The 24460-nt window shown below is 58.3% G+C and carries 18 protein-coding genes and 2 pseudogenes; 13 read left to right on the top strand and 7 right to left on the bottom strand.

Translation table 11 applies throughout. The annotated features are described in order from the left end of the window. The first annotated feature begins 513 nt into the window (after positions 1-513). The 9 genes from Q2941_RS28915 (at position 514) to Q2941_RS28875 (ending at position 13124) form a co-directional block, all read left to right on the top strand. Positions 514-1158 carry a GntR family transcriptional regulator gene (locus tag Q2941_RS28915; RefSeq protein WP_458194495.1) on the top strand — a complete coding sequence of 215 codons (645 nt, stop codon included), beginning with the start codon at positions 514-516 and terminating at the stop codon, positions 1156-1158. A gap of 302 nt (positions 1159-1460) precedes the next feature. Further along, the gene (locus Q2941_RS28910) at positions 1461-2639 is read left to right on the top strand and encodes an ABC transporter ATP-binding protein (protein WP_458194494.1); all 1179 of its coding nucleotides are present in this window, start codon (positions 1461-1463) and stop codon (positions 2637-2639) included. Next, complete coding sequence (locus tag Q2941_RS28905; RefSeq protein WP_458194493.1) at positions 2636-3580, top strand: carbohydrate ABC transporter permease; 945 nt, start codon at positions 2636-2638, stop codon at positions 3578-3580. Before Q2941_RS28910 ends, Q2941_RS28905 begins: the two co-directional genes overlap by 4 nt. Next, complete coding sequence (locus Q2941_RS28900; RefSeq protein WP_458194492.1) at positions 3577-4410, top strand: carbohydrate ABC transporter permease; 834 nt, start codon at positions 3577-3579, stop codon at positions 4408-4410. The genes Q2941_RS28905 and Q2941_RS28900 overlap by 4 nt, the downstream gene beginning before the upstream one ends. A gap of 28 nt (positions 4411-4438) precedes the next feature. After that, positions 4439-5224, top strand: a complete 786-nt coding sequence (locus Q2941_RS28895) for a glycerophosphodiester phosphodiesterase (protein ID WP_458194491.1) — start codon at positions 4439-4441, stop codon at positions 5222-5224. Between the two features lie 71 nt (positions 5225-5295). Then, entirely contained in the window at positions 5296-6054 is a 759-nt protein-coding gene (phnF, locus tag Q2941_RS28890) for a phosphonate metabolism transcriptional regulator PhnF (RefSeq protein ID WP_458194490.1), read from the top strand. A gap of 199 nt (positions 6055-6253) precedes the next feature. Then, positions 6254-7525, top strand: a complete 1272-nt coding sequence (locus Q2941_RS28885; protein ID WP_458194489.1) for an extracellular solute-binding protein — start codon at positions 6254-6256, stop codon at positions 7523-7525. A gap of 197 nt (positions 7526-7722) precedes the next feature. Beyond that, positions 7723-9354 (top strand): carbohydrate porin, encoded by a 1632-nt coding sequence (locus tag Q2941_RS28880; RefSeq protein WP_458194488.1) that lies wholly within the window; start codon positions 7723-7725, stop codon positions 9352-9354. A gap of 1451 nt (positions 9355-10805) precedes the next feature. Further along, a complete protein-coding gene (locus Q2941_RS28875; RefSeq protein ID WP_458194487.1) occupies positions 10806-13124 on the top strand; it encodes a glycoside hydrolase family protein in 2319 nt (772 codons plus the stop codon). A 72-nt stretch (positions 13125-13196) separates the two neighbouring features. Here the strand turns inward: Q2941_RS28875 and Q2941_RS28870 are convergent, their stop codons facing one another. Next, positions 13197-13478: a hypothetical protein gene (locus Q2941_RS28870; RefSeq protein WP_458194486.1), complete on the bottom strand. Its 282-nt coding sequence runs from the start codon at positions 13476-13478 to the stop codon at positions 13197-13199. A gap of 73 nt (positions 13479-13551) precedes the next feature. On the opposite strand from Q2941_RS28870, the gene Q2941_RS28865 reads away from it, so the two are divergent. Continuing rightward, positions 13552-13785, top strand: coding sequence for a hypothetical protein (locus Q2941_RS28865; protein WP_458194485.1), 234 nt, complete (start codon positions 13552-13554; stop codon positions 13783-13785). Positions 13786-13823: 38 nt separating this feature from the next. Continuing rightward, positions 13824-16106: a PQQ-dependent dehydrogenase, methanol/ethanol family gene (locus tag Q2941_RS28860; RefSeq protein WP_458194484.1), complete on the top strand. Its 2283-nt coding sequence runs from the start codon at positions 13824-13826 to the stop codon at positions 16104-16106. 178 nt (positions 16107-16284) lie between these two features. Here the strand turns inward: Q2941_RS28860 and Q2941_RS28855 are convergent, their stop codons facing one another. Continuing rightward, complete coding sequence (locus tag Q2941_RS28855) at positions 16285-16434, bottom strand: hypothetical protein (protein ID WP_458194483.1); 150 nt, start codon at positions 16432-16434, stop codon at positions 16285-16287. 324 nt (positions 16435-16758) lie between these two features. Between Q2941_RS28855 and Q2941_RS28850 the strand changes: the two are divergent. After that, positions 16759-17214 (top strand): annotated as a pseudogene (locus Q2941_RS28850) (transposase family protein); the annotation flags it as partial. A gap of 130 nt (positions 17215-17344) precedes the next feature. On the opposite strand, the gene Q2941_RS28845 reads toward Q2941_RS28850, so the two are convergent. After that, positions 17345-17542: a hypothetical protein gene (locus Q2941_RS28845; protein ID WP_458194499.1), complete on the bottom strand. Its 198-nt coding sequence runs from the start codon at positions 17540-17542 to the stop codon at positions 17345-17347. 134 nt (positions 17543-17676) lie between these two features. Further along, positions 17677-18516: an alpha/beta fold hydrolase gene (locus Q2941_RS28840; RefSeq protein WP_458194482.1), complete on the bottom strand. Its 840-nt coding sequence runs from the start codon at positions 18514-18516 to the stop codon at positions 17677-17679. Positions 18517-19007: 491 nt separating this feature from the next. Here Q2941_RS28840 and Q2941_RS28835 point away from each other — a divergent pair, with 491 nt between their 5' ends. Beyond that, the gene (locus Q2941_RS28835; protein WP_458194481.1) at positions 19008-19367 is read left to right on the top strand and encodes a hypothetical protein; all 360 of its coding nucleotides are present in this window, start codon (positions 19008-19010) and stop codon (positions 19365-19367) included. A 1021-nt stretch (positions 19368-20388) separates the two neighbouring features. Here Q2941_RS28835 and Q2941_RS28830 read toward each other — a convergent pair. The 3 genes and pseudogenes from Q2941_RS28830 to Q2941_RS28820 form a co-directional block, all read right to left on the bottom strand. Then, positions 20389-20538, bottom strand: a complete 150-nt coding sequence (locus Q2941_RS28830; protein ID WP_458194498.1) for a transposase — start codon at positions 20536-20538, stop codon at positions 20389-20391. Between the two features lie 297 nt (positions 20539-20835). Then, on the bottom strand, positions 20836-22425 hold the full coding sequence (locus Q2941_RS28825) for an ISL3 family transposase (protein WP_458194480.1): 1590 nt from the start codon (positions 22423-22425) through the stop codon (positions 20836-20838). Positions 22426-22458: 33 nt separating this feature from the next. After that, positions 22459-23899 (bottom strand): annotated as a pseudogene (locus Q2941_RS28820) (ISNCY family transposase). Positions 23900-24460 lie beyond the last annotated feature (561 nt).

The following is a 24460-nucleotide window of genomic DNA, read 5'->3' as shown; positions in this document are numbered from 1 at the left end:
GATGTGTATAAGAGACAGACCCAGGCAGCAGGTGGTCGCCGTCAAAGTCGAGCGCGCCCAATGAACTCGTCTTGCCGGTCGAGACGTCTGCGATCATCCCGTCGACAATCTGAACTGTTCCGTCGAAGCACGCCGACCGGGTCACGATCTTCGCGTTGGTCAATACAATTTCGCCGCAATGAAGGACGTTTTGTCGTCTTTGACGTGGAGAATTCGTCGATTGACTCATTGGAGGGCGCCTCTTTCCTGCCTCTGAACCTGCTTGTGTTCTAGCAGCTCTCAAACGAGCGGTGAGAGACAATGCGATGACAAATGATGTCACTCTGCCGGACTTGTACCCTCGTCTTCAAATAGAGAGCCTGTGCCTGTGGTAACGTTGCCCGGCCATGAAGCGGACTGCGAGGCCGAACATGCGAGATCCGATGCCATGGAGACGCTACAGCAGCGGCGCGGCGTGACCTCACGCTGGCGCCTAATCGAGCGAGCGATCGAACAGGAGATTGGCGCCGGGACATGGGGCCCGGCGCCCGGCTACCAACGGAATTCGAACTCGCCGTCCGTTTCGAGGTCCACCGCAAGACGATCCGGCAGGCGCTCTCCTCTCTGCGAGAGCGCAATCTCTTGAGGACCAAGCAGGGACGCGGGGCCTTCGTCAAGGAGCGGGTGGTGCGACATCACATCGATCCGACGTCGCGCCTCAGTGGTGCTTTGCGCGACATTCACTGGGTCGGCAAAAAACGCGTTCTCGGTTTCAGCCGGGTCCGAACTGAAAGGGAACTCGGTCGCGATCTGAGGCTCGACCGCAGTCATTTCGCCCGCAAGGTGGATACGGTCACGATTATGGATGACGTCGCCATCGCCGTCGCATCCAGCTATTTTCCTTTGCCGCGCTTCGAGCGTATTGAGCAGATGATCATGGAAACCGGCAGCTTCACGCAGGCTTGGCGCAGATGCGGCGTGACGACCGACAAGCGCCACGAAACCCGGATTCCGGCAATCGCACTCTCCAAGCCCGATTCGGAAGCGCTCGGGCTACCCTACCGTCAGCCAATGATCCTGGTGACAAATGTCAACGTCGACGGCGCCGGCATCCCGATCGTGCTGTCGAGGATGCGCGTCGCTCCCCAGCATATGGAATTGGCGGTCAATTTCAACTAGCTCGTTTCGGCCGTCTCAGGGCAGGGAGTCTGACTCGCCGGGTTCTCTCCCCGGAGGGCAAAGTATTGATATGGTACGGACCGTACCATCCCGGCCGGCGGGTGGCCAGGGCCATATCTTTGCCCGCATCCGGCTCCTGAACACATTCTGGCTCGAAGATCGGCGTCCCCTATGTCCATCGAAATGGGTATGATTGGCGCAATCGTCCTGGTTTTGTCAGCGCGACTTCATCCTCGCCCGATAGAGATCCCTAAGGCGCCTCGCCGAGAGGAGGCCGAGCTCGGCTGGAAAGACTTTGGCAGATGAGTGACATCCACCTCCATCACATTATCAAATCCTTTGGTTCCACGCCGGTCGTTCGCGACCTTTCGCTCGCGATCCATGATGGGGAGTTTGTGACGCTACTGGGCCCGTCGGGATGCGGTAAGTCGACACTTCTCAGGATTCTGGCAGGGTTGGAGGTGCAGGATAGCGGGTCGGTGAGGATCGGCGAGCGCTTGGTCGATGGCGTGCGGCCGAAGCTCCGTGATATCGCCATGGTGTTCCAGTCCTATGCGCTTTATCCCCACATGACGGTCTCCGCCAATATGGCCCTGCCGCTCCGCATGCGGCGATTGAGCGCCCTGCAAAGGCTGCCGATCCTGGGATGGGTCTTACCCAGCACCCGGCGGGTCTGTGCCGAAATCGAGGCGGAAGTCATTCGCATAGCCGAGGCGCTCGGCATCGGCCATCTGCTTTCCCGAAAACCTAGCCAGCTCTCCGGCGGCCAGCGCCAGCGCGTCGCCGTAGGACGCGCTATGGTTCGCCATCCTGCAGTCTTCCTGATGGACGAGCCGCTAAGTAACCTCGACGCCAAGCTTCGGGTCCAGATGCGCGCCGAGATTAAGGACATCCATCGCCGGCTCGGCGTCACCTTCGTCTATGTCACCCATGATCAGGCCGAGGCAATGACGCTTTCTGATCGCGTCGCAGTGATGCTCGACGGCGAATTGATCCAGGTCGCCCCACCCCAGGAAATTTATTCCGACCCCGACGACCGCCGTGTTGCTGAATTTGTCGGCAGCCCCAAGATCAATCTTCTCGAGGCGGTGGTGCGCGAGCGTGGTTCGGTTAACGTCGCCGGCACCAGCTTCCAGCTTCTCTCCGATGCTTCACCTGGGGAGGCGCTCGCCCTCGGCATCCGGCCGGAAGCCTTTCACATGTCCGAGTGCGGCGGAGCCAACACTTTGACCGGAGCGGTTCGGCTCATCGAGCACATGGGCTCCGACCTTTTCGTCCACCTCAACCTTGCCGGCCTCGATCATCCGCTTATCGCCCGGTTTGCCGCCGAGCGTGCGCCCCACATCGCGCTTGGCCAGACGCTGCATTTGGCCGTGGATCCAGACCGCATTCTCGTCTTTGGCGAGGACGGCAAGAGGCTGAGGCCAAGCGACTCGGCGAAAATGCGCAAGGTCACGCCAATCCGGCAGTTCGCCTCGTGAGCGCACTCGGTTCCACTCAGTCAGCGGAGGCGCTGCCCCGTCGCACTCAGCTCACCCTACGCCGTAGGCGCCTCGCCGAGTGCACGGCGGCCTACGCGCTCGTAGGCCCCGCGGTCCTCCTGCTTTTCGTGCTGTTCTTCGTGCCCGTGATTGCAATGTTTGTCATCGCGCTAACCGATTGGCAGTTCGGTGCGCGTACACTCGCCTTCGTCGGATTCGCGAATTTCCGCGAAGTCTTCGCCGATCAGGGATTTCGGACCTCGCTTCTCAACAGCGTGTTCTATGTTCTCGTCGTCGTGCCCGGCACCGTGACCTTCGGCCTTGCCATCGCAGTGCTGATCGAGAGCGGACAGTCGCTGCGCGCCCTCTACCGCGCCGTCCACTTCCTGCCCTTCATGGCGACGCTGGCCGCCATGGCAATCGCGTGGGAGGCGCTCCTCCATCCCACGATCGGCCTCGTCAACCAGACCTTCTCGGCGGTGGGGATGCCCACCGCCAATTGGCTTCGCAACGAGGCGACCGCTTTGCCGGTACTTGCCGTCATAGGCATCTGGCAGAACCTCGGCTTCGCTATGGTCCTCTTCCTCGCCGGACTCAAGTCGATCCCCCGCGAGCTTTATGATGCCGCCGAGATCGATGGCGTAGATCTCTGGTTCGATCGCCTCCGCACTGTCACCTTGCCAATGCTCGGTCCGGTTTCGATGTTCGTCGTCATCGTAGTGGCGCTTCGCGCCTTCCAAACCTTCGACACAGTCAAGGTGCTGACCCAAGGGGGACCGGGCCACGCATCCGATGTGCTGCTTTACACGTTATACCGCGAGAGTTTCGAATATCTCCGCACCGGCTATGGAGCCGCCATCGCGGTCGTCTTCCTCGTGATTGTCGTGGCATTGACGCTTATTCAAACACGCGTAATGGACAGGAAGGTGCACTACCAATGAGCGTCCGCCTTTCGGCTCCCGCCGCGATCTTGCGTCACGTCATATTGCTGATTACGGCCTCCTTCATTTTGCTGCCGTTCGTCTGGATGGTTAGCCTTTCGCTGAAACCGCCGGGCGAAATCTTCCGCGAACACTTCTCGCTTCTTCCCGAGCAATGGTACGCGTTGCAAAACTACAGCAAGGCGCTGACCTCCGCGCCGTTGCCGCGATACATGGGCAATGGTCTCCTGATCTGTGCGGCGATCCTGGTACTTCAGATCCTGACGTGCGCCCCTTGCGCCTATGCGCTCGCTAAGCTGCGGTTTCCCGGTCGTGACCTTATCTTCAGTCTGGTGCTGATCGGCCTCCTCCTTCCACACCAGGTTTTGTCGTTGCCGCTGTTCATCCTCTGCTATGAGCTTGGCATCCTTAATACCTATGTCGCGCTGATCTTTCCTTACGTAGTCTCGCCATTTGGCATCTTCCTCTTTCGCCAGGTATTCAAGACCATTCCCGACGATGTGGTGCACGCCGCTCGGCTCGACGGGCTCTCGGAACTGGCCATCGTTTGGAAGGTGATGCTGCCGATGGCACTCCCTGCGGTGATCGCCTTTTCGATCTTCTCCGTTGTCGGTCACTGGAACGATCTGTTCTGGCCGCTTATTGCGGTACGCTCGGAGAGCCTGATGCCGCCGCCGCTCGGGATTATTGCGTTCGCAAACCAGGAAGCCGGCAACGACTACGGCCCCCTTATGGCCGCTTCGACAATGGTCGTGCTCCCCCTCGTCGTCGCTTTCCTTGCCGCTCAGAAATGGTTCGTCGAGGGAATGACAGGAGGAGCGGTCAAGTGAACGGAGCCATTTCAGGAAAGGATGGGGAATGAACGGAGCATCTACTCAATCGATCGGCACGTCTGTCGACAGTTTCTGGTCAACCCCGCCCAAATTGGAGAAGTTTCGGGTGATCGGACATAGGGGAGCCCCGGAATACGTGCTTGAGAATACCGCGGCGTCTTTTCGCCACGCACTCGACTCGGGTGCCGATGCGGTAGAGACCGACGTACACCTAACCGCCGACGGGACTATAGTCTGCCTTCACGATGGCGACCTGTTGCGTGTCGCTGGCTTTCCCGACGCTATCGGCGACATTGATATCCACCAGGCACGCCGGCTCTTTCCGGCACTGCTCACCTTCGCCGACTTTCTGGAGATGACTCGTGGGACACCGGTCATCGCCGACCTGAAACAGGCCACTCCTAATGAGGTGGACATCTATGTTGGAAGCTGCCAGTCCCTCGGAGCCATCGACCGCATCCTTTTCACCGCCTATACAACTGAGATCGCGGAGGCGATCCGGCGCCGGTCAGCTTCTGCGACCATCGGCGCATTCTTTCCCGAAGGCGGCGCCGGCCTGGATGTCGCGGTGTCCGTCGGTGCCAATTGGATTCGCGTGCTGCCCGCAGATTATGACCATCCCACGATCGACGCCATCCGCCGCGCCGGTCTTGGAACCATTGCGGTTGCGTCGCCGCGATCGAGCTTTCAGACGGCGACGGACATCGAGGCGCTCGTGGCGATCGCGCGCCTTGGGATCGACAGCGTCCTCACCGACCGGCCGGATCTCGCAAGGGATCCGCGCCTTACACCAGTCGGTGCAGCGGTTTGATCGCGGAGCGGCTGGACGTCACTGGACTCTTGGCGCAGACTTCCCAGCACCCGGAGACCCGAGATCGACCGATGACTGTCGACAACCAGGATCGACCATCATCCCTCTACGCTAGGCGCGGCGCGACCTCGCTGTGGCGTATCGTGGTCGAGGCCATCCGCAAGGACATCACCGGCGGGACGTACAAGCCCGGCGAACGCCTGCCCACCGAAACCGAGCTGGCGGCGACGTTCGGTGTTCACCGCAACACTGTGCGGCGCGCCTTCGCAGTGCTCAAAGAGCGCGATTATGTGCGCATCGAGCAGGGTCGAGGCACCTTCGTCAAGGAACGCATCGTCCGCCACCGATTGGGTCCTAAGACTCGCTTAACCGCATCTCTGCGCGATATGGACCGCGTCGGCGAGCGCCGCTTCGTCCGTTCCGCACGGGTTCGAGTCGACAGGGACTTGGCGCGCGACCTTCGCCTGCCCCAGGGTCAGTTCGCGCGTAGGGTCGATACGTTGAACGTGATCGACGACGTCGCTGTTTCAGTTGCAGCGAGCTATTTCCCGCTGCCCCGCTTTGAGGGCATTGAGACACTTATTGAGCGGACCGGCAGTTTCAGCGAATCCTGGAAACACTTCGACATCCTCGACTACCGTCGGTTCGAGACGCGGATTTCCGCCGGTTCGCTCTCGCAGGCCGATTCCATTCTCCTCGCCCTGCCGCGCCGGCAACCTGTGATCTTGATCACCAATATCAATGTGGACGCCGAGGGCGTTCCGATCGTGGTCTCAAAAACCCGAGTCGCCCCGCAACATATGGAATTGGTCATTCGCTTCGGCGAATGAGGCCCCCGGGGCGCCTGGGCACAAACGCTAGCTTTCGCGGGAAGGGTACGTTTGTCTGACTCATCTGGAATCTGTCAGTGGGGGTTAAACGAACTGACATCGGCGTATCAGATGCCGGGCTCATGTTCGCGCCCCGAAACGCTCCGTTGCTTCCAAGGATGGGAACATCGGGGCCCCCCGTTTGCCTCGGAGATGGTCAGTGACAAGGATTGCCTGCGTCGGCGCGATTGCCTTGAGTCTGCTTGGAGCGGCCGCTGTGCATGCCGAGACGGTGCTCGCCGTGTCGTATGCGCTGCCGAGCAGCTACCGGACGACGCAGGAGGAAATCGCCAAGCGCTTTCAGGCCGAGCATCCCGGCGTACGGATCGACCTGCGCGCGCCGCTCGCAACTTATGATGATGTCGTCAACGAACTGCTGAAGTCCCGTCTCACCGGCGGGGCGCCCGACGTCGCCTTTGTTGGTATGAATCATGTCGGCCTCATCGCCGAACGTAGTCTCGCCATCCCGCTGGACCGGTTTGTGGAGGACCAGGGCGGATGGCCGGCGTTGGGCTATTATCCGCCGATCTTGTCTCTCGGCGCCGTAGCTGGGCGGCAGCTTGGGATACCATTCGCGATCTCTCTCCCGGTGCTGCATGTAAATGTGGATCTAGTGCGCCGCGCTGGCGGATCCATGGAGGCGTTCCCATCAGACTGGGACGGCATCGCTGAGCTCGGGAAAAAAATCTCCGCTCTCGACCCCAAGCTATCGGGCTTCACCTTCCAATACGACGCCTGGGGCAACTGGACACTTCAAGCACTCATTCGAGGCGCCGGCGGACGAATGGACGGGCCGGAGGGCTGCGGTGTCGGCTTCGACGGCCCCGAGGGGCGGCAGGCGCTCGAAACTCTGCAGCTGTTTCACGAGAAAGGCATGCCCGCCATGTCATGGCAGCAAGTGCTGCAAGGCTTCTCCTCCGGGACGATCGGAATCTCGGCCGCTTCCGGCGCCACAACGGTGCGCAACGAGGCGCAGATCAAGACGGCCTTCGAATACCGCACCCTGCGATTCCCGATGATTTCGCCAAGCGGCAAGCTGCCTGCCGGCGGGACCATGCTCGTAGTTACCACGCCGGATCCGCGGAAGCAGGGGCTGGCTTGGGAGTACGTCAAGTTTGCCACCGGCCCGGCAGCCCAGACCCTCATGGCAGAGAATACCGGCTATCTTCCAGTCAGCAAGCGTGCGGTTGATGACCCGGCGTTGCTCGGGTCCTTCTACAAGAGCCGCCCCAATCAGGCGACCGCCCTCGCCCAAATGGGCAAGCTGACCAATTGGTATATGTGGCCTGGCCCTAACGGGCTGAAGATTTCATCCGTCATCCAGGATCATGTGGATGCGATCGTCGCCGGCAAGGCCGGCGCCGGAGAAACCATGCCGAAGCTCGCCGCTGCCGTTACCTCTCTGCTGCCGCCCTGCAGAGCGGCGAACTAAGCGTGGGCGTAGTCGGCGCGCGAGCGCACTAGCAGGACAACCATTCATCGAATGCGACAACGAAGACCTCGCCAACGCGCGGCCGGTCTACAGACACGCTCGTGCCGATGACCGAGCGCTTCGGTGTCCCGGTCTCGTTCGATTGAGCCTCTCTGAAAAACATAGCGATCTATGTTTGCATACTTGTGGAGACTTCAATGCCAAAAGGAACGATCGGACTAATCCCCGCCCATCTCAAATCTGACGTTGCGCGGCCGCGACGATCGGGCAAGTTCGTCGCATCGCGATGGATCACGACTACCGCTTTCATTGATTGCGCACCTTCGCGTTTTGGGTCGGCCGCTCTCGGTTTGATGAGCTTAGCAACTAGGCGTAATGCCGGGCTATTCCTTACAATGACAAACAGAGAGCACGCAAAACACGAGAAGCCATATGCCGCACGCGTATTTGCAGGTAAATCTGCGAGTATCAAATGGCCGCTTTCCGTCGCCGCGTTTTTGACCGTAGTTGGAATGGGCGGAATGACGTCTGCGTACGCCGCCGATGCGACCATGCCGAGTAACAACAACGGAGCGGTCTCCTCGCCGACGGTGCAAGTGGACCCCAATTCTCTCCGCATAAAGGGATTGAACATCGGTCTCCCGGGTCCCGCAGATACGATTGATCCGGACATTGGGGGCGCTCGATCTGAGCTTGCCAAAGCTGGCATCGGCTACATAGGTATGAGCCTAAATAACTTTTACGACAATACCTTGCCTCATGCTTTCGCGCCCACGTGGTCTCAACAACTATACAATGGGCAGAATTTTACTGCGAGTACCCAAAATTACATGTTCATCACATACGATCTCAGTCGATTTGGAATTCCTGATGGTCAGATCGTTGTCGGCGCTGGGGCGAATGCCTACACATGGTATGGCGCTGGCCCTAACCGATCCGGGCTCACTATGGCGACTTTCTATCAGACATTCTTGGATCGGACATTCGAGTTAAAACTAGGTTATATCGACAACGCGTGGGAATTTGTTGGTGCTTCTGTAGGCGGAAGCCTGGCCTCAAGCGTGTTCGGGCCAACAGGGAGTATCCATTACCAGGGAGGGCTAAATAATACGAACGTACCTACCCCAGGTGTGATCTTCAAATACAATATTGATCGCCATTTCTATGACAAGGCGACTGCGCAACGCTCCGTCAGCCCAGACGGCCAAGTTGCTGAGGTCAATGCAAATCCGAATGCTGTGAATTGGACGGTCTCGAACGCCGGCGTCCTTTACCTCGACGAATTTGGCTACAAACGCGACGCAGCACCGTCGTTACCTCAAATGTGGATACGGGCCGGCGCCGCGTACAACACTAGTGATTATAAAAATAAGCAAATTACGGGCATCAGAACAGAAGGAAATAGCTTCTATTACTTTCTGGCCGATCGGCAACTTTGGCAGAATGTGCCTGTTAAGGGCTCTGCGGGCCGCGGCATTTACGCCGGATTTTCGGTGATGTACGCTCCGCCAGAGCTCAATACCATCAGCCAGTATTACGAAGGCAGGCTGTACGGGAAGGGTTTATTCAACAGCCGCCCAGACGACATGATCTCCTTGGTACTGACCGATACGGTCTTCAGCAAATACCTGGTCGAGCAAGCTTTGCTCAGCAACAAGCTAGCCCATACAGACAGCAAATCAGTAACGATTAGTTACAACGCCCATGTTGCACCGGGCATTTATGGGAGCTTGGGCCTCGGTTATGTAAATCACCCCACTAGTGTTACCTACACTAAGACGACTGGTAGCGCTCTGAACGCTTTGGCCAATTTGAACGTCTTCTGGTAGTGCTTGCGAGCTAAGCAGGCTTGAACGATGCGGGCCTGCGCGGACTGAAGCGCCGCGCGGGCCACTACGTGGGGCGGTAGAGCGGTGGATCTTTAGGATGCTCGGGTGCACAATCTCGCGAACGCCAAACAATCAAACAATCTCCTGTGGAGACGGTCCAAGGAGCCCGCAAGGACAATCCGTTTCTGTCCAAGCGACACATCACATGGCGAGCGCATTGCAGTTCCCGGAATTTGACAGACACGAAATGAAGAGATGAAGCCGGGCCTGTGCCCCGCTCATCAGGATTGACAATAAATTGTGGCCATACGATCGTAGGCGAGTCAGGCTGGCAGGTGCAACCGCAGTTCGCCCCGAGCCGGCCGCACGCTTTTCCCTAGCTGAGGGTCAAGGGTGCGGGTCACCGCCACATAGCGGGTTATGTTCGATTTTTAGAGAGCCCCTGGCGATTCGTCGCATGAGCTCGTGAGAGTTCGTTGCACCTTCGGGAAGTGCCGTCAGACCATCGTAATGGTCTGATCTCGCTTCGGCTTTCGCTCGCACGCTGCCATCGCTCCATGCACCTGCATGAGATCCGATCGAGTGGAGGCATCGCTCATTTCATTATCGCGCCGTACGTCGCATCTCCCTTTGAGTTAAACTACCACTCGCACCCCGCCCAGATGGTGGGTCGTGTTCGTTGGCGGTTTGCAGGCAAGACGAGCCGCTCGTCGCAACGGACCATTCGATTTCACCACGTCCAATTTGATCGCGGCAGGCAGCGGATTGAATCGTCGAACACTGGGCTTGGGTGCGGTGCTGATCGAGTTGTCGAAAGAAGGACCCAACCGCTGCAGGCTCTCGCGTTCGGCTCCTTGCTTGGGATTATTTAGACAAGCTAGGTTGGCGCCCGTGCAGTAATTCTAAGGGGTGGCGCGCGCTGGGATTCAGTCACGACGGGCATACTTGCCGCCATCCCGGGCGCCTATGTTGTTGATCGTGGGCGACGGACGATTCTTCGCCGTTACGACCTTCATCTTGCAGTTTTTCCATTTGCTATTCTGCGTCGGCAGCGAAGCACTTGCTGTCGTGTGGACGATGATGCACCCCGTCTTTGGCACAAGCTCAAATTCGCAATGTCTTCACATGTCGAGCTGCCACTCAATCCGATCTCCGCCGCCTGGCCTCGCGTTCTTGCTGAGATGCTGGTGCGCTTTGGTAACCATTCCTTCACCGGATCCGCTTCCCCACCGTCATGCGGAACGCTTGCGAAGCTTCTGTTGGTGCGCGATCGGTGTGCACGATTGGCAATTGCGAAAGTGTGCAATACCGGCGGGGCTGAGCCAGCATGACTATACTCGAGATGAGCGGCTCACGCACTTCAGCTTGTAGTCATACTCCAGCACGCCATAGTCTAAAAAGCAAATGAGCCTTCCTTTTCCGGACCGAAACCTTGTGTCGGTTGAAGGGGTATGTCTGGCAAATTCGTCTGGGAATTGTCAGGGCGGCTTAAACGAACCGACATCGGCGCATCAGATACGGAGCACATCGTCGAGTCAAAAGAGGGGCGCCGTTCTGGTCGAATCCGAACAGCCCAAACACAATTTATTCCAAAGGAGTTGCAAATGAACAGACGCGATTTCTGTGAACTCATCGCTGCTGTCGCTGGCTTCGGCGTACTTGGGGCCAACGTCCTCAAGGCCGCACCTCTAGCGGTTTTGCCTATTGACGGCGAAGCATCCTGGGCGGCAGGCGCGAATTATCCGAACAATCGCGCCCCACTGGGCCAAAGCCGATATGTCAAACTTCCTTTGGGAGCGATCCGTCCGTCGGGGTGGCTCCTCGATCAGCTGACCTTGCAGGCGCGCGGCATCACCCGCCACCTTCCCGAGCTATGGGACGTCGTCGGAGAATCCGCATGGAAGGGTGATGCGGGCAAGAACGTCAGAGACGGTGTGTTCGATACTAACGCACGCTTCGTCCCTCGCTGGCTTGAAGGCTTGACTACGCTCGCAGGGGTTCTTCATGACGACGACCTTGAAGCTCTCGGAAAGCCATACTTGGAGCATGCGCTCTCCATCAAGGATCTTACGAGCATAACACCGAGCGTTATCGCGTGGTCCTGGATTGCCAGATCGATGCCGCAATATTACGAACTCACGGGCGATCGGCGAGCCATCCAGGTCGTCCGCACCATCTTAGATTATGCGGATACTGTGCGAGAACCTGAGAATCTTGCAGTGTTCAGCTCAAAGTGGTCGGGCGTCCTGTTGAGCTCCGGCATCTGGTACTACAATCAAACCGGCGATACAGAGGTGCTCGCCCTCCTTGAGCGTTGCACAAAGCGCTGCGTCGATGATTACACGAACTACTTCAAAAATTTTCCAGAAGATCCAAAGGCATTCGCCGAGATGTGCGATTTCGTCCCGCATTACTGCGACCCTCGTGGTAAGCCTGGCCAACCCCCTTTGAAAGGCTCCCCCGAAATTGGCCGTCAGGGCTTTAACACATCGATGGCCGTTGCTTACCCGGCGCTTCACTCGCTGATCTCCGGTGATCAGAGCGAAAGGGAGAGCGTTGTTGACGGACTCGCCAACCTCGATGCAGCGTACGGTCAGGTAGGAGGCCGGTGGGTAGCCGATAATTGGTTTGTAAGTTCGGACCCCGTCCGGGGCACGGAGTTGGGCGCTATCGGAGAATTGCTATTCTCCCTTGAAAGCATCATAGCAGTAATGGGCAATGTGGAGTTCGCTGATCGATTTGAGCAGCTGATCTTCAACGCCATCCCTGGCACGTGCACGGCGGATATGTGGGCCCATCAGTTCCACCAGCAATCGAACCAAGTCCTGGTCTCAGTTGCGAAGCGGCCATGGAACTCGCCGGGTACCGACGCAACAAATATCTACGGCTTCAAGCCGTGTTTTCCGGGCCCCTTAGCCGATCTGCATTCGCCCTGGCCACGCTACGTCGCATCTATGTGGATGGCCACTCCGGATAACGGGTTGGTCGCGATGGGATATGGTCCGTGTCGCCTCAACGCCCAGGTCGGAAATGGCGTGCCAATCGAGCTCATCGTAGAGACTGATTATCCCTTCTCAGACCGCGTGCGTGTGACCGTTCACTCTAAGGAGCCGGTGAGCTTCCCGCTTCACTTCAGGATTCCTACGTGGTCCAGCCAAGCCGAGGTTTCCGTCGCCGGTGAAGCTAGTCCACGGAACCCCGAGAGTGGTAAAGTGTTCAAGCTAGAACGCGAATGGAAGAACGGCGACGAAGTTACCCTGAATTTCAATTTCAAAGTCCGCGCTGAAGCGCGTCAAAATAATGCCGTGGCCGTGGCCTGGGGGCCGCTCTATTTTGTCCTTCGAATTGGGGAGGCCTTCGAGAAGATTCCGGCGCTGCCCGTTTATGAAGCGAACCAGCCTCCGGCTTCTGCACCTCCCGGATGTGTCGATTGGGGCATCGCGCCTGTCACCGCTTGGAACTACGCGCTTTCGATCGATAGGAAAAACCCGCAGTGCGAAATGATCCTCAATAAGATCAGTTCAATGCCGTTTGCCCAAAAGGGACAGCCGGTGCGGGCGCCTGACGCAACCGAATATCTTCCCTGGCAGCACGATGTCCCGATGCTACTCAAAATGAAAGCGAGACTAGTTCCACAATGGGGCATGAACGGGGCCAACGCCGCGCCGGTGCCCATGAGTCCGGTCAAGACCAACCAACCAGAGACGGTGGTTGAGCTCATTCCCTATGGCTGCTCGAGACTTCGCATCGCTGAGTTTCCAACGGTCTGACCGATTCTGCTCTTTCGCTAGACCAAACGCGGTCCGGAGTTCTGTCATGTCCGTGCAACGCTCGCCCCATGTTCACCCACCGATGGCCATCACGCTGCTGGCCACCTCCACTCTCGCCGCCGGCGCGAAAAAGCCGCCGGCGCCATCCGCCGTTCGCGGCACCATCGAAGCCTTCGATGGCGACGTGCTCGCGATGAATCGCGCGGCGGCGAGGAGGTCAGGTTGCAAATGACCGAGGATGTCAAGATTGCCGGCATCAACAAAGGCTCGGCCGCCGACATCAAAGTCGGCTCCTTCATCGGCACTAACATCGTGCCGCGCGCCGACGGAGCGGTGAGGGTCGTCGAGGTTCACGTCTATCCAAAGGCAATGCGCGGCACAGGCGAGGCCTCGCGGCCGTGGGACTTGCGCCCGAACTCATGCGACGGTGTCGGAGAGCGTTGTCGGCGTCGGCGGCCAGACGAGCCTGGTCAAATACACGGACGGCGAGAAGAAGGTTGTGGTGTCGGCGGAAGCGCAGGTGGTGAACTGTGTGCCGGTCGACAAGACCAATCTGAAGGTCGGCGCCAAGCTGATCGCCTTTGTGAAGCCGCTGCCCAACGGCTCGTTCGAGACGAGCCGCATCAGACCCGGCCGTGACGACCTGACGCCGCCAGTCTGAAGTCTTCACTTCTCCACTTCTGGGAGGATCTGGCGCGGATGAAGTCGGCGTCGGTCAACATGCATCCTTTCAAGATGACCATGCGCGGACGGAACGGTCTGAGCCGCCGGGCTCGGCGAGCGACTTTCAGCATACGCCGCCGCTCCGAAGTTCGAGAAGAGGCGGAGCAAGCCATCCGCCCTGAAACAGAGGTAGGAACGATGAGCAAATTTCGCACTGCCAGCATTCTGGCCGGTCTTCTATTGGGTTTTTCGGCCGTAGTAGCAAGCGTTTGCGCTTCCGACCTAACTACGAAGCCTGACGAAAACTCTTATCAATGGACGACCGGCGGGCGCGACTGGCGTCAAAGCTACGACTCGCCGCTCAAACAGATTAACAAGGATAATGTAGCCAAGCTTGGATACGCCTGGTCGAGTGACATCGAAGGCTCGTCGAAGCTGGAGGCCACGCCAATAGTTGTAGACGATGTCATGTATGTCAGCAGCATCGCAGGCATGGTTTACGCGCTTAACGCGGAAACTGGCCAACAACTTTGGCGATTTGATCCCGGCGTGGCAAGTTTTGCAGCCTTATACGCGAAAGCTTGCTGCGGTCCCGGTAATCGCGGCGTCGCCTTCTGGAAAGGCCGAGTGTATGTCGCGGCGTTCGACGGAACGCTATATGCCCTCGACGCGAAGACGGGAGGCATCACCTGGAAGGCTGATACAATCATTGATAAATCTCGCGCCTACACGAGCACGGGTGCGCCCTATATCGCCGGCAATCTAGTAGTTATCGGAAACGCTGGCGCTGATTTTGATGCCCGAGGCTATATAAGCGCTTACGATATTCAAACAGGCAAGTTGGCGTGGCGATTTTTCACCGTCCCCGGAAACCCACGCAATGGCTTCGAGCATCCGGAGCTCAAGATGGCCGCCAAGACTTGGGATAAAGACAGCCGTTGGGACGCCGGCCTTGGCGGCACAGCTTTTGATGGCATGGCATACGATCCAGAGCTCGATCTTCTATATGTAGGCACGGGAAATGGCGGCCCCTGGCCTCGGACCATCCGCAGCCCACGCGGCGGCGACAACTTATTTCTCTCCTCAATATTGGCCATCAATCCAAAAACGGGCCGCCTCAAATGGTACTACCAGACCACACCTGGCGAGAGTTGGGACTACACTGCCACCCAAAAAATGATTCTCGCAGATCTTCCCGTTCGAGGGAAGATTCGCAAGGTCATCATGCAGGCTCCCAAAAATGGATTTTTCTACGTTTTGGATCGTGTCACCGGCGAACTTCTGTCTGCATCGCCATACTTGAGGAAGCTTACTTGGGCTTCCAGAGTGGATATGAAAACGGGACGCCCCATCGAGAGTGAGCAGGCTCGATATTGGAAGTCTCCGCGTCTGATCTTCCCGAATCCGGGTGGCGGACACAATTGGCAGCCAATGGCATTTAATCGTGAGACCGGCTTAGTATACATCCCAGTGAGAGAAATGGGCGACGTATACGCACTATCTCCCGAACCGTTTTCCTACAACAAATCTCATTTCAATTATCATGTCGATAGGGGCTATCCCGATGCGAATGGTCATTTTGAAGTATTCTGCAAGAGCGGCAACTTCTGCCCCGGACGGGAGGAAGTTCTCAAAGGGCAACCCGAGATCATACCTCAATCCTTTTTGCGTGCGATTGATCCCGTAAGCGGCAAAATCGAATGGGAGGCAGAAACCACTCGAAAGACCCAGGACAACAAATTTGTTGGCTATCCCGGCGGCGCAATATCCACCGCGGGTGATCTAGTTTTCGAAGGCTATGGGGACGGAACGTTCGACGTGCGAAACGCCCGCGATGGGACACTCCTAAAAAGCATATTCGTAGGGAACCCGATCGCGGCGGCACCAATGACTTATATGGTCGGCGACGTTCAATATGTGGCGTTCCTCGCAGGCGACCGCAGCGATGGCGCGAAGTCACGAATTGTCGCGCTACGGCTCGACGGGAATGCCGTCCCCCCGCCAACCCAGCCTCAGATCGCCGCTCAGGTTGAATCGCACGCATCGCGGCCCGAGCGGATGACGCACGTGACCGACGCAAAGCTGGTGAACGCCGGCCGCCAACTTTTCGAACAAAATTGCGCAATGTGTCATATTGGCGGTAACGCTCCGAGCCTGATCCCCTTGCAAGAGGCGGCGCAGCAGCAATTCTTCGATACTGTCCTTCGTGGAAGTCGCGCTAGCAAGGGAATGGGCAATTTTAGCGCTACGCTGTCGAGTGACGACGCAACCGCGATACGGGCCTACTTGATCAACGTCAGCCAGGACAAGCATCATTAGGTCGCGAAGTTCGAGGCCAGGCGAGCAACCGGATTACGGGATACTTCCCGCGGCGGGCGCATTGAACATCGCGCCAATGTTCATGCGGAGCACAGCAAACTTGTTCACCCGCTGATAGCCCATCACGCTGCTGGCCGCCGCCTCCACTCTCGCCGCCGGCGCGCAAAAGCCGCAGGCATCATCCCCCGCGTTCGCGGCACCATAAGCCGTCGTCGACGTCGTGCTCTCGGTGAAGTTGCGGAGCGGCGAGGAGTTCTAGTTGCACATGATCGGCAAGCTTGCCGGCATCATCAAAAGCGCGCTGGCCGATGTCAGTGGGCTCCTTCATGGGGCACTACCACCGTGTGGGGCGCCGACGGAGCCCCGATCGCGGTCGAAGTTCACGTCTCTCACGAGGCAATGCGCAGCACCGGCGAGGGCTCGCGGCCGTGGAGCGTCCAAACTCGACTATAACCCATGCGACGGTGTCGGCTGATCGATACCGCTTATCGCAAGCGAAGCGATGAGACGGTCGCGCCGGCGAAATCAAACGAATAAGAAAGAGAGAGGCACTCTCACTTTGATCGCCGCGCCGCAGCAAAGTCGATGGCAACGTCGATTTTGCTCGCCGGGATCGTGCTGGAGCCCATGTTGGCGCGGGCGCGATGCGTGCTTGCTTGAGCAGAAGCAGCACCAGCGCGGACCCAAAGTCTATGCGCTGCACGCGGCCAAGGTGGAATGCATCGGCAAGGGCAAGGCCCATCGGTCTTACGAGTTCGGCGTCAAAGTCTCGGTTGCAACCCCGCTGGCGCACACCAAAGCCGGGCAGTTCGTGACCCACGTGAAAGGCACTGCCCGGCAACCCCTATGACGGGCATACGCTCGCAACCGTCATCCCGGACATGGAAGCCCTCACAGGCAACACCCTCGAGCGCCTTCTCGCCGACAAGGGCTATCGCGGCCACAACGCCCCCCCCGATAACAAGTTCAGGCACGTTAGGGCTAAAGTGGCGGCGACGCCGCAGATCACGAGCTGCCACGGCGTTCCGCCGTCGAACCGGTCATCGGCAATCTCAAGTCCGAGCATCGAATGGGCCGCAGCTATCTCTGGCATCGCGAGCGCGACGCCACCTGGTCTCGTGAGGGGATCGCGTCGTCGGGCACCTTTCGCACCAAGGGCGAACGTGTCGGCGATCGCGCGCGCTCACGGGCTCGATCGCCGCGATATTTCAATTAGTCGTCCGTGAAGAGCCCTGAATTCAAGTTGGATTGAGCCGGGGGCGGGCGAAGAGGGTGGCCAGGAATTGCCACAACAAGAGCCTGAGCCAGCAGATCAGGCGGCGGAAGTTGTAGCCGACGGCGGCGAGGACGGCGTTGCTCGATATCGCCGCCCGGGACTGACAAAAAGCCGTTGAGCTGCAGCTCGCGATAACCTCCAAATTCTTGCTATCAGACATATGTTCGCTCTCACGAGGTCCTGGGACAAATCGCCAGGAGATTCTCTGAAAATCGAACATCATCCGCTACGCAGTGGGAGACCTACCTGTCAATTAACCCATAATTTTTGCCTGCCCTGAAGACCCGACTGAGGTTATGAGACGAGAAATTCTCTAAGCTCTTTCAGGACGGCGTCTTGAGCTTCATGGTGACAATAGTGTCCCACGCCTGGAACGATCACATAGCGGGCGCTTGGCACGAGCACGCAGAGCTCTTCTGCGCAACTCGGCGGCACTAGCCAGTCAAGCTCTCCCGAGATCGCTAAGAGCTTTGCCCGAAGCTTGCTGAGCTGGGGACGAGCATCGTATTTGGGCCCCATCCACAGTCGCTTGTGAACTTCGATATCTATCTTCCGCGAAAGATTTGTGGCCGAAGCCAAAGCTTTCTCAAGTGAGATACCAGGTGTGTAAAGTCCTGATAGCGCGAATTGAACGATTCGGTACTCAGTTTCACTGTCAAAGCCTCGCCGGAGCTGCTTTTCGACCATGTCGGCGTTGGCTGCGGGCGCACCAACTGCGCGACGTCTTTCAAACTCGTTTAAAGCGGTTTCCTCAAAATGATGGCTTAGAGGACACCCAATCAGAACAAGGTGAGACACGGCGCCGGGATGACGAAGCGCATGTTGTAGTGCGATTATCCCGCCGTATGAGTGACCAATGACCATGACAGGCCTGCTCCCTCCGAGGAATAATCGAACTTCCTCGAGATCATCAATTAATTGGTCTGCACTAATTTCATTTCCTAACTGCGATCTCCCGCATCCTCGTTGATCATAGGCAACGATCCGAAATTGATCACCTAACATTTTGAACGCAGCAAACTCGCCAACGTGGTCCGAAGTACCACGACCGCCGTGCAGCGCAAGAATAAGCGGAGCGTTCTCATCTCCTTCTGCAGATGCAAATAAGTTGATATTATTCACTCGGATATACATTATCTAGCCTCGTTTCGAAAAGTCGCCGGGCGGTGCGCTGCACGACGTGTCAGTCTCCTTTCGAGGACGATTATTAATCTTGTCGAGTGGGCTCGAAATGACAAAATATGGACGTGTTGGAAATTTGTACCTTCGGCTGCTTGAAACCTCCCGAATACGATATTTATCCTTGGCAAGCTCCTTACTGGCATGACCGGTTGAGAGCAGCCATTGATCTCTTGCCGCTCTGCTTAATCGGTCAAAGTTAGCGATCTGGGCGAAGCCGTGCGAATTTGTGTTACAAGTCGTTGGACGTTTTGACAAAACGTACAGGGCCTGTCAGACCTCTGTCATGGAGCTGACACCGATTCCTAGTAGGCGGGGCACCGCTCTGGGCGCAATCCACGGTTTCGGCTGACGCTGCTCGCTCCGTCTGGATGGGGCAAGTCGACCCTGCTCAGGATTATTCTGGTCGGGCTCGAAATGCAGGATGGTACATGCCTCGATCTGCCGTGCTTGATACCAAGGATATCGAGATGCAGCTGATGCACGCGTTGCTGGCCAATCCAAGGGGGCTCAAGCGCAAATTGGTTGATATCGAAAGCCTTATTCGTGATGCACTAAGAGGCTATGATTCGCTGATTCGCGCGGCTGGTGGAGATACCAGCTCCTCCGATAGATCTGTGCGAAAAGGAATTGGCACGTTCCGTACCAAGTTGAAGCGTGGCGAGCGCGCCTTTCCAACTCGGCGAGCCATAGACGGCCGCTCCGAGCTTGATTCAAAAGCAAAGGCGGAGACCCCGCGGCGCGAAGTTACGATCGGGGAACGAAAGACCTCCGCGTTCCGGCCGCAATGTACTGTCATTGCCTAACCTCCTCCGATATTCTCCATTCTCCTACAGAGAACCATTAATTGCGACTTAGTCTTTGCGCGCTGATTTGCGTATCTACTCTTGCTGATTGTATGGAACTCGATGTCGTCCCCACCTCCTCTCCAGCGTTACACTTCGGGGCGCCGGGACGGCCATAGGCTGGACCGCCAGCTGCTTCTGGTTACGTTCGTATTTCGCCTAGCTGATGTAACCCTGGTGATGATTTTTGATTATCGTGGCCGTAACCCTTGCGAGCACGGCCCTTCAATGATCTCGGTGCGCTTCTCACTTTTGCCGTACACATCCTCAACGATTGCGGCCTCTGCTGGGGACGCCTTGTTCAGGGAAGACGTCAATCAGTAGCCGCTTCAACTCAATCAGTGCGGCCCAATCCACGCGCGGGGGACCAGCCGTCATAACGGCGCACGCCACTGGATCGAGCATCCAGCTGGCCATCAGCACAACCGTTCCAGTTGGAATTTGCACGCTGACATATCGAACCGTCGGCCCACTCCTGGAGCTGTCGGATCTGGACCTTGCAGCCAAACCAGGGATGCCAGCGGTAGTGAACTTCCAATTCCTGCCCGATATGGGCAGAATGAACGAGCGATGGCGCTGGGACGTGAGTCCTCTCATGACCGTCCGTCAAGAACTTAGCGCATACAAGATCGATTCTACGCCGTGGGCTGCCTCGCTCTGGCCGCGGGAATCGATGCTCGCCCTTTGACTTGCCTGAGGATTCTCCATACCGTATCTTGATGCCCTGACCATGCCGGGAAATGTCTCTCCGTTCTTCGGCGCTAAGTAGGTTTAGATTGTTAGCCAGCTTGACCTTCAAGGGCTTAACGTGTTGGCATACTGCCCGAATGAAGCCGAGCAACTGTCTTGCTACCGCTGTAACCGCGATCTGATTCGGCTTACCTTTGAAGATCAATTTACGATACCTGCCGTGCAATCTGACCTGGGCCTTTCATGCGATGTCTCTGATAATTTGCTGTGCTTCAGGCCTACGGGTCCAGCACTACTGGCCAACTTTGGGTCGGTTTCGATAACACCACGCAGCCTCGAACAGAAGCGATCGTAGCGGAACGTTTCCGTTCTTGATAATGCCATCTGACCCGATTGACTTGCCACTTGAGTGCTGCCCAGGGACCAACCCAAGGTAAGCCATTAGCTGTCGCGGATCGCGCAAATCGCATGAAGTCGCAAATTTCTGAAACCAAGGCGCAACATCAGACCGATGCCCTTCAGCGCTCGACCATCGGAAGACACTAGTCATCTGGAATGCAAGTTCGTCACATAAAAGAAGCGCTGGCACCTCTGAAAGAGAGCGCTTGTGGCGAATGCAGGTATGAGAGGCCGGCCGATCGCGCCGTTGGTGCTGGGTCTATAGCGCGACAATCTGGGGTTCTTCCGCACATTTGGTGCAGCTTGAACGACTGGGGTTGGATAGGTTGCTCGGTCGTTCTCAGGCAGCCAGAAGGACGCGTCGACGCAATAGCGGGTAGCTTGCCCGGCCATACATTTGTCGTTTGATGGCTTTGATCCTGCTAATCTGACCTTCGACCGGACTGGTTGTCCAGGAGGTAGTTATTGCCGCTCGAACCGCATCGATGTCGCGCGCGATGCCGTTGGCGAAGCTCTTGAGCTCGCTGTTGCCTGCTTGCGTGATCCATTCATCGAGCTCGGCGATGTCGCTACCGTTGAGAAGTGACACAAAGCGCTTCGCCAAATCCGCCGCCGTGGCGAGTTCCGGAGCTTGCGCAAACAGGTGGCCGAGGAACAGCCTGCCTTCAGCATCGATCTGATCCAGATCCCGGCTCAGATACCAAGCACAGCGACGACGCGTGAGAGCTTTCCAGGTCGGGTGCGGTTGTGCTGCTCCTCGCGAGTCTGCATGTGCACGCCTGTCAGCGGCCCATCGCGCAACGGTCACCCGACTTCCAGTATAACCCTGTTGCTGAAGCTCCCGCCAAAGCTGCTGGCCCACCTGGCAGCCAGAGGCCCACCGCGCTTCGAGCCATGCCTCAAAGGGTGCGAGAAGATACGAAGCTCTGTGAGGACGCGAGTGCTCCGGTTCGCCGCCAGCGGCGAGCCAGCGCTGAACAGTGCGCCTGTCGACGCCGAGCAGTTGGGCGATCCTGGATGTCGGGTAACCTTGGTCGCGTAGGCGACAGATTTCATCCCAGCGTTCGCATCGCGCGGCCTTTCGATCCGCCCGCAACCGTACAAGGCCGGGCGGCCGCGCGGAACTGCCGGTCTTCGCTCTTTTGGCGGACGCCAGGATTTGCACGGCGGCGGCTACGTTGTGACGATGGCGGCCGACCGCGTGGCGCAGGGCCTCACCCAAACTGTTGAGCAGGTGCCAGCGGTCCGCCACCTGCACCGCGTCGGGCGCGCCGCAGCGTGTGCCATCAGCATAAAGTCCCGCACGATCTCGGGCGACGACCTTGATCCCGGGCCAGCGCTTCAGCCAGCTCGCAACACTGTCGGCGTTACGATCGGGAAGCAGATCAAGCACGCAATTGCGCTCCAGATCGCAGATGATCGTTCCATATCGCTGGCCACGACGCCAAGCCCAATCGTCGATGCCAACGACGGTCGGAGCAACGAAATCCGGCAAGGGAGCCGAGTGAATCATTCGGAGCAATGTGTCGCCGCTGATCGGCATGGCCAGTTTGCGCGACAGCCGCGCGCCAGGCTCACCGCCGACCGCAAAGCCGATCGCCAGTTGGCTCTCGCGGAGGCGGGTTGTGCGTCTTGCTTTCGGCCGCACTGTTGCCGACAGCCGCTCGGTGAATATCCGACGCGGGCATTGCGGATTTGCGCATCGAAACCGTCGCGCGTGAAGCCGGATTTCGACAACACGACCCTGCCACGGCAGATCGGCTAAGCGTCGCACGTAATGGCTATGGATGCGATCCGTCTGGCAGCCGCAACAGGGACAAGGCGAGACCGCTGACTTCGGCCGAGCCACGAGCACCACCCGGTCGGCCTGCGGAAGGATCTGGACAATCGAAAGCTCGGGGGAAACCAGCGAGCGGAAGGCTTGGAGCAAGGCGAATCACGGGCGTCGATTGCGATTCCGACCTTATGCCCTTATTCGCACTGTCCGTGAATCCTGCACTCTGCACCAAATCTGCGGAAGAACCCTTGATTGACGCTGCACTCTCACTTTGATCGCCGCGCCGCAGAGCAGTTCGCTACCAGTCCGCCAGGGCTCGGCTTCAAACCATTTTCGCAAATCTAGCGTTGCCCCGATGAGCGGGTCGGGACGACGCTGGCCTCTTTTCGCTTTCACGATTGGCCGATCCGTCGGTCGCATAGCTCCGTCCTTCCAGGCGGTTCGTAGGCTTGCCAGGAAGAGATCGATCGATTGCGATTCCGCAGCAGGATGGGCGATTGGCTGGGTATCTGCGAGCGCCGCGAGGCGTTCCTGCGCGCCGCGGATGTCGCGCAACAATGCGACCGGGTCGAGAGCGGCATAGATTTCTTCAAGATGGTGGCGAACCGCATCGGGCGTGCGTGCGTCGGCGGCCAAGCGCTGGTGTGGCGTTGCCGGCGCGCTGTATGTCTTGCGCACACGAGCACCGTCGCGTTGCTTGGCTATCAATTTGAACGAAAGTTAGAAGAAGTTCACAGTCGCGCCGATCGATAGTGTTCAGCCAGCAGCTTGGCCGCTTCCAGGCCCTCGAACCGACGATAGCCGACCACGACGGCGCCGTTCTTCTGCTCGACGAACTTGGTCGTTCTTCCGGTAGGGCCGGCAACGCGTTAAGACGATGTTGGCCCCATCGCAGTAGGCTTTGAGCGTCTCATTCATGAACACGGTGTCATTGTCCGTATCGAGGCCCCCCAGCGCAAAGGGCAATTATTTGCGCAATTCCGTCAACACCGTGCTCAAGCGTTTGTTCGCGCACGATCAGAGGAGCGCACTCCGTTCAGCCGGTAGCAATGTCGGTGAGCACGAGGGTCTGGATGAAGCTGTCGCGCGCCGATGGACCGCTATTCGCTACAAGGTCAGCCTCGACGAACCCCGCCGCCGGATCGTTCCAATCTGCCGACGTCCGTATTAGAATACTGCGACGCAACGGGTGCGTCGCGTGCCGCCGGCGCTTGTGACCTCATCCTTCTCGGACACGCGCCAACACGCGGTCGATCGTCGCAGCGCTCATTGCCAAAAGTTTGTCGCGGGTCTCGGGGGCAAGGCAGAGGTGGCCGTGCCGTTCCATCGCCTCAATCAGCGCAGGCATTAACGCCTTCAGCCGCTTCCCGCAAATCCGATCTGACGCCTCCCAAAGGAGTACGAGCGCGTTGTATTTTGCCTCATTATAGACCCGGCATCGCGCCCGCCGGCTCGGGTGTGCGTCGTCCTGACCTCGAAGAAGCCGCATCGCATGCTTGCAATTGAATCCCGTGATGCCGACGAACTCGTCCAATCTCCGCGCCTTCTTTGCGCGATCCGACGTCCGTTAGCGCGCGCCTGCCGCCGCCGTCAGTTCCTTCCGCGTCGCCATGCTTAGCCACCTCATCTTCGCCCCCGCTCGCTCCCGATCCAAGGGAGCAACTCACGCGAGGCAACGGCTCAGCATCCGGTCACAATTAAGGCGAGGCAATGCGCCGTCCTGCGGCACTGTCGCGACGATCAGGGGCAGCCGATGCACGGACCGCCACGAAACGGCTGCGAGAACGGGACTTCTGCGTAACTCCTACGCCGATCTTTCAGCCGCCGTCGAGGCCATGCGCCAATACTGGATGCCGATCCGCTATGGACGCTCGTGCTGATAACCGAAGACGTGGGAGCTCATAACGGTCACCGATCATCTGTTCGTCCGTGAACCGGCTTGGCCAGTCCATCCTCTCCGAGGTGATGACTCTACCAATTCTTGGAGGAGATTGCAGGGCTCAGATCAGTTAGAAGCTCCTCGAGGCTGATATCTATCTATCGGAATGGGCCTCCTCTACGAGGCTGATGGTAAGAGGTCCTATGCCAAGAGATAACCACTTTGGCAACGGAAGGACGCTATCAGTCTTGCTAGATGGGACTTTGTTAGCTCTGTCCGCCGTAACCACAGCAATCGTTTTTGCTCGGC

It is taken from the genome of Bradyrhizobium sp. UFLA05-153 (assembly GCF_054185185.1).
Note: the sequence above shows the minus strand (reverse complement) of the source record. Positions and strands in the feature narration are given on the sequence as shown.

Coding starts and splice junctions, on each gene's coding strand:
- Q2941_RS28840 (WP_458194482.1), bottom strand. CDS start 18,516: ATGTATATCCGAGTGAATAATATCAACTTATTTGCATCTGCAGAAGGA.
- Q2941_RS28915 (WP_458194495.1), top strand. CDS start 514: ATGGGGCCCGGCGCCCGGCTACCAACGGAATTCGAACTCGCCGTCCGT.
- phnF (WP_458194490.1), top strand. CDS start 5,296: ATGACTGTCGACAACCAGGATCGACCATCATCCCTCTACGCTAGGCGC.
- Q2941_RS28845 (WP_458194499.1), bottom strand. CDS start 17,542: ATGTCTGATAGCAAGAATTTGGAGGTTATCGCGAGCTGCAGCTCAACG.
- Q2941_RS28900 (WP_458194492.1), top strand. CDS start 3,577: ATGAGCGTCCGCCTTTCGGCTCCCGCCGCGATCTTGCGTCACGTCATA.
- Q2941_RS28910 (WP_458194494.1), top strand. CDS start 1,461: ATGAGTGACATCCACCTCCATCACATTATCAAATCCTTTGGTTCCACG.
- Q2941_RS28875 (WP_458194487.1), top strand. CDS start 10,806: ATGTCTGGCAAATTCGTCTGGGAATTGTCAGGGCGGCTTAAACGAACC.
- Q2941_RS28895 (WP_458194491.1), top strand. CDS start 4,439: ATGAACGGAGCATCTACTCAATCGATCGGCACGTCTGTCGACAGTTTC.
- Q2941_RS28880 (WP_458194488.1), top strand. CDS start 7,723: ATGCCAAAAGGAACGATCGGACTAATCCCCGCCCATCTCAAATCTGAC.
- Q2941_RS28855 (WP_458194483.1), bottom strand. CDS start 16,434: ATGAAGGAGCCCACTGACATCGGCCAGCGCGCTTTTGATGATGCCGGC.
- Q2941_RS28860 (WP_458194484.1), top strand. CDS start 13,824: ATGAAGTCGGCGTCGGTCAACATGCATCCTTTCAAGATGACCATGCGC.
- Q2941_RS28830 (WP_458194498.1), bottom strand. CDS start 20,538: ATGGCTTACCTTGGGTTGGTCCCTGGGCAGCACTCAAGTGGCAAGTCA.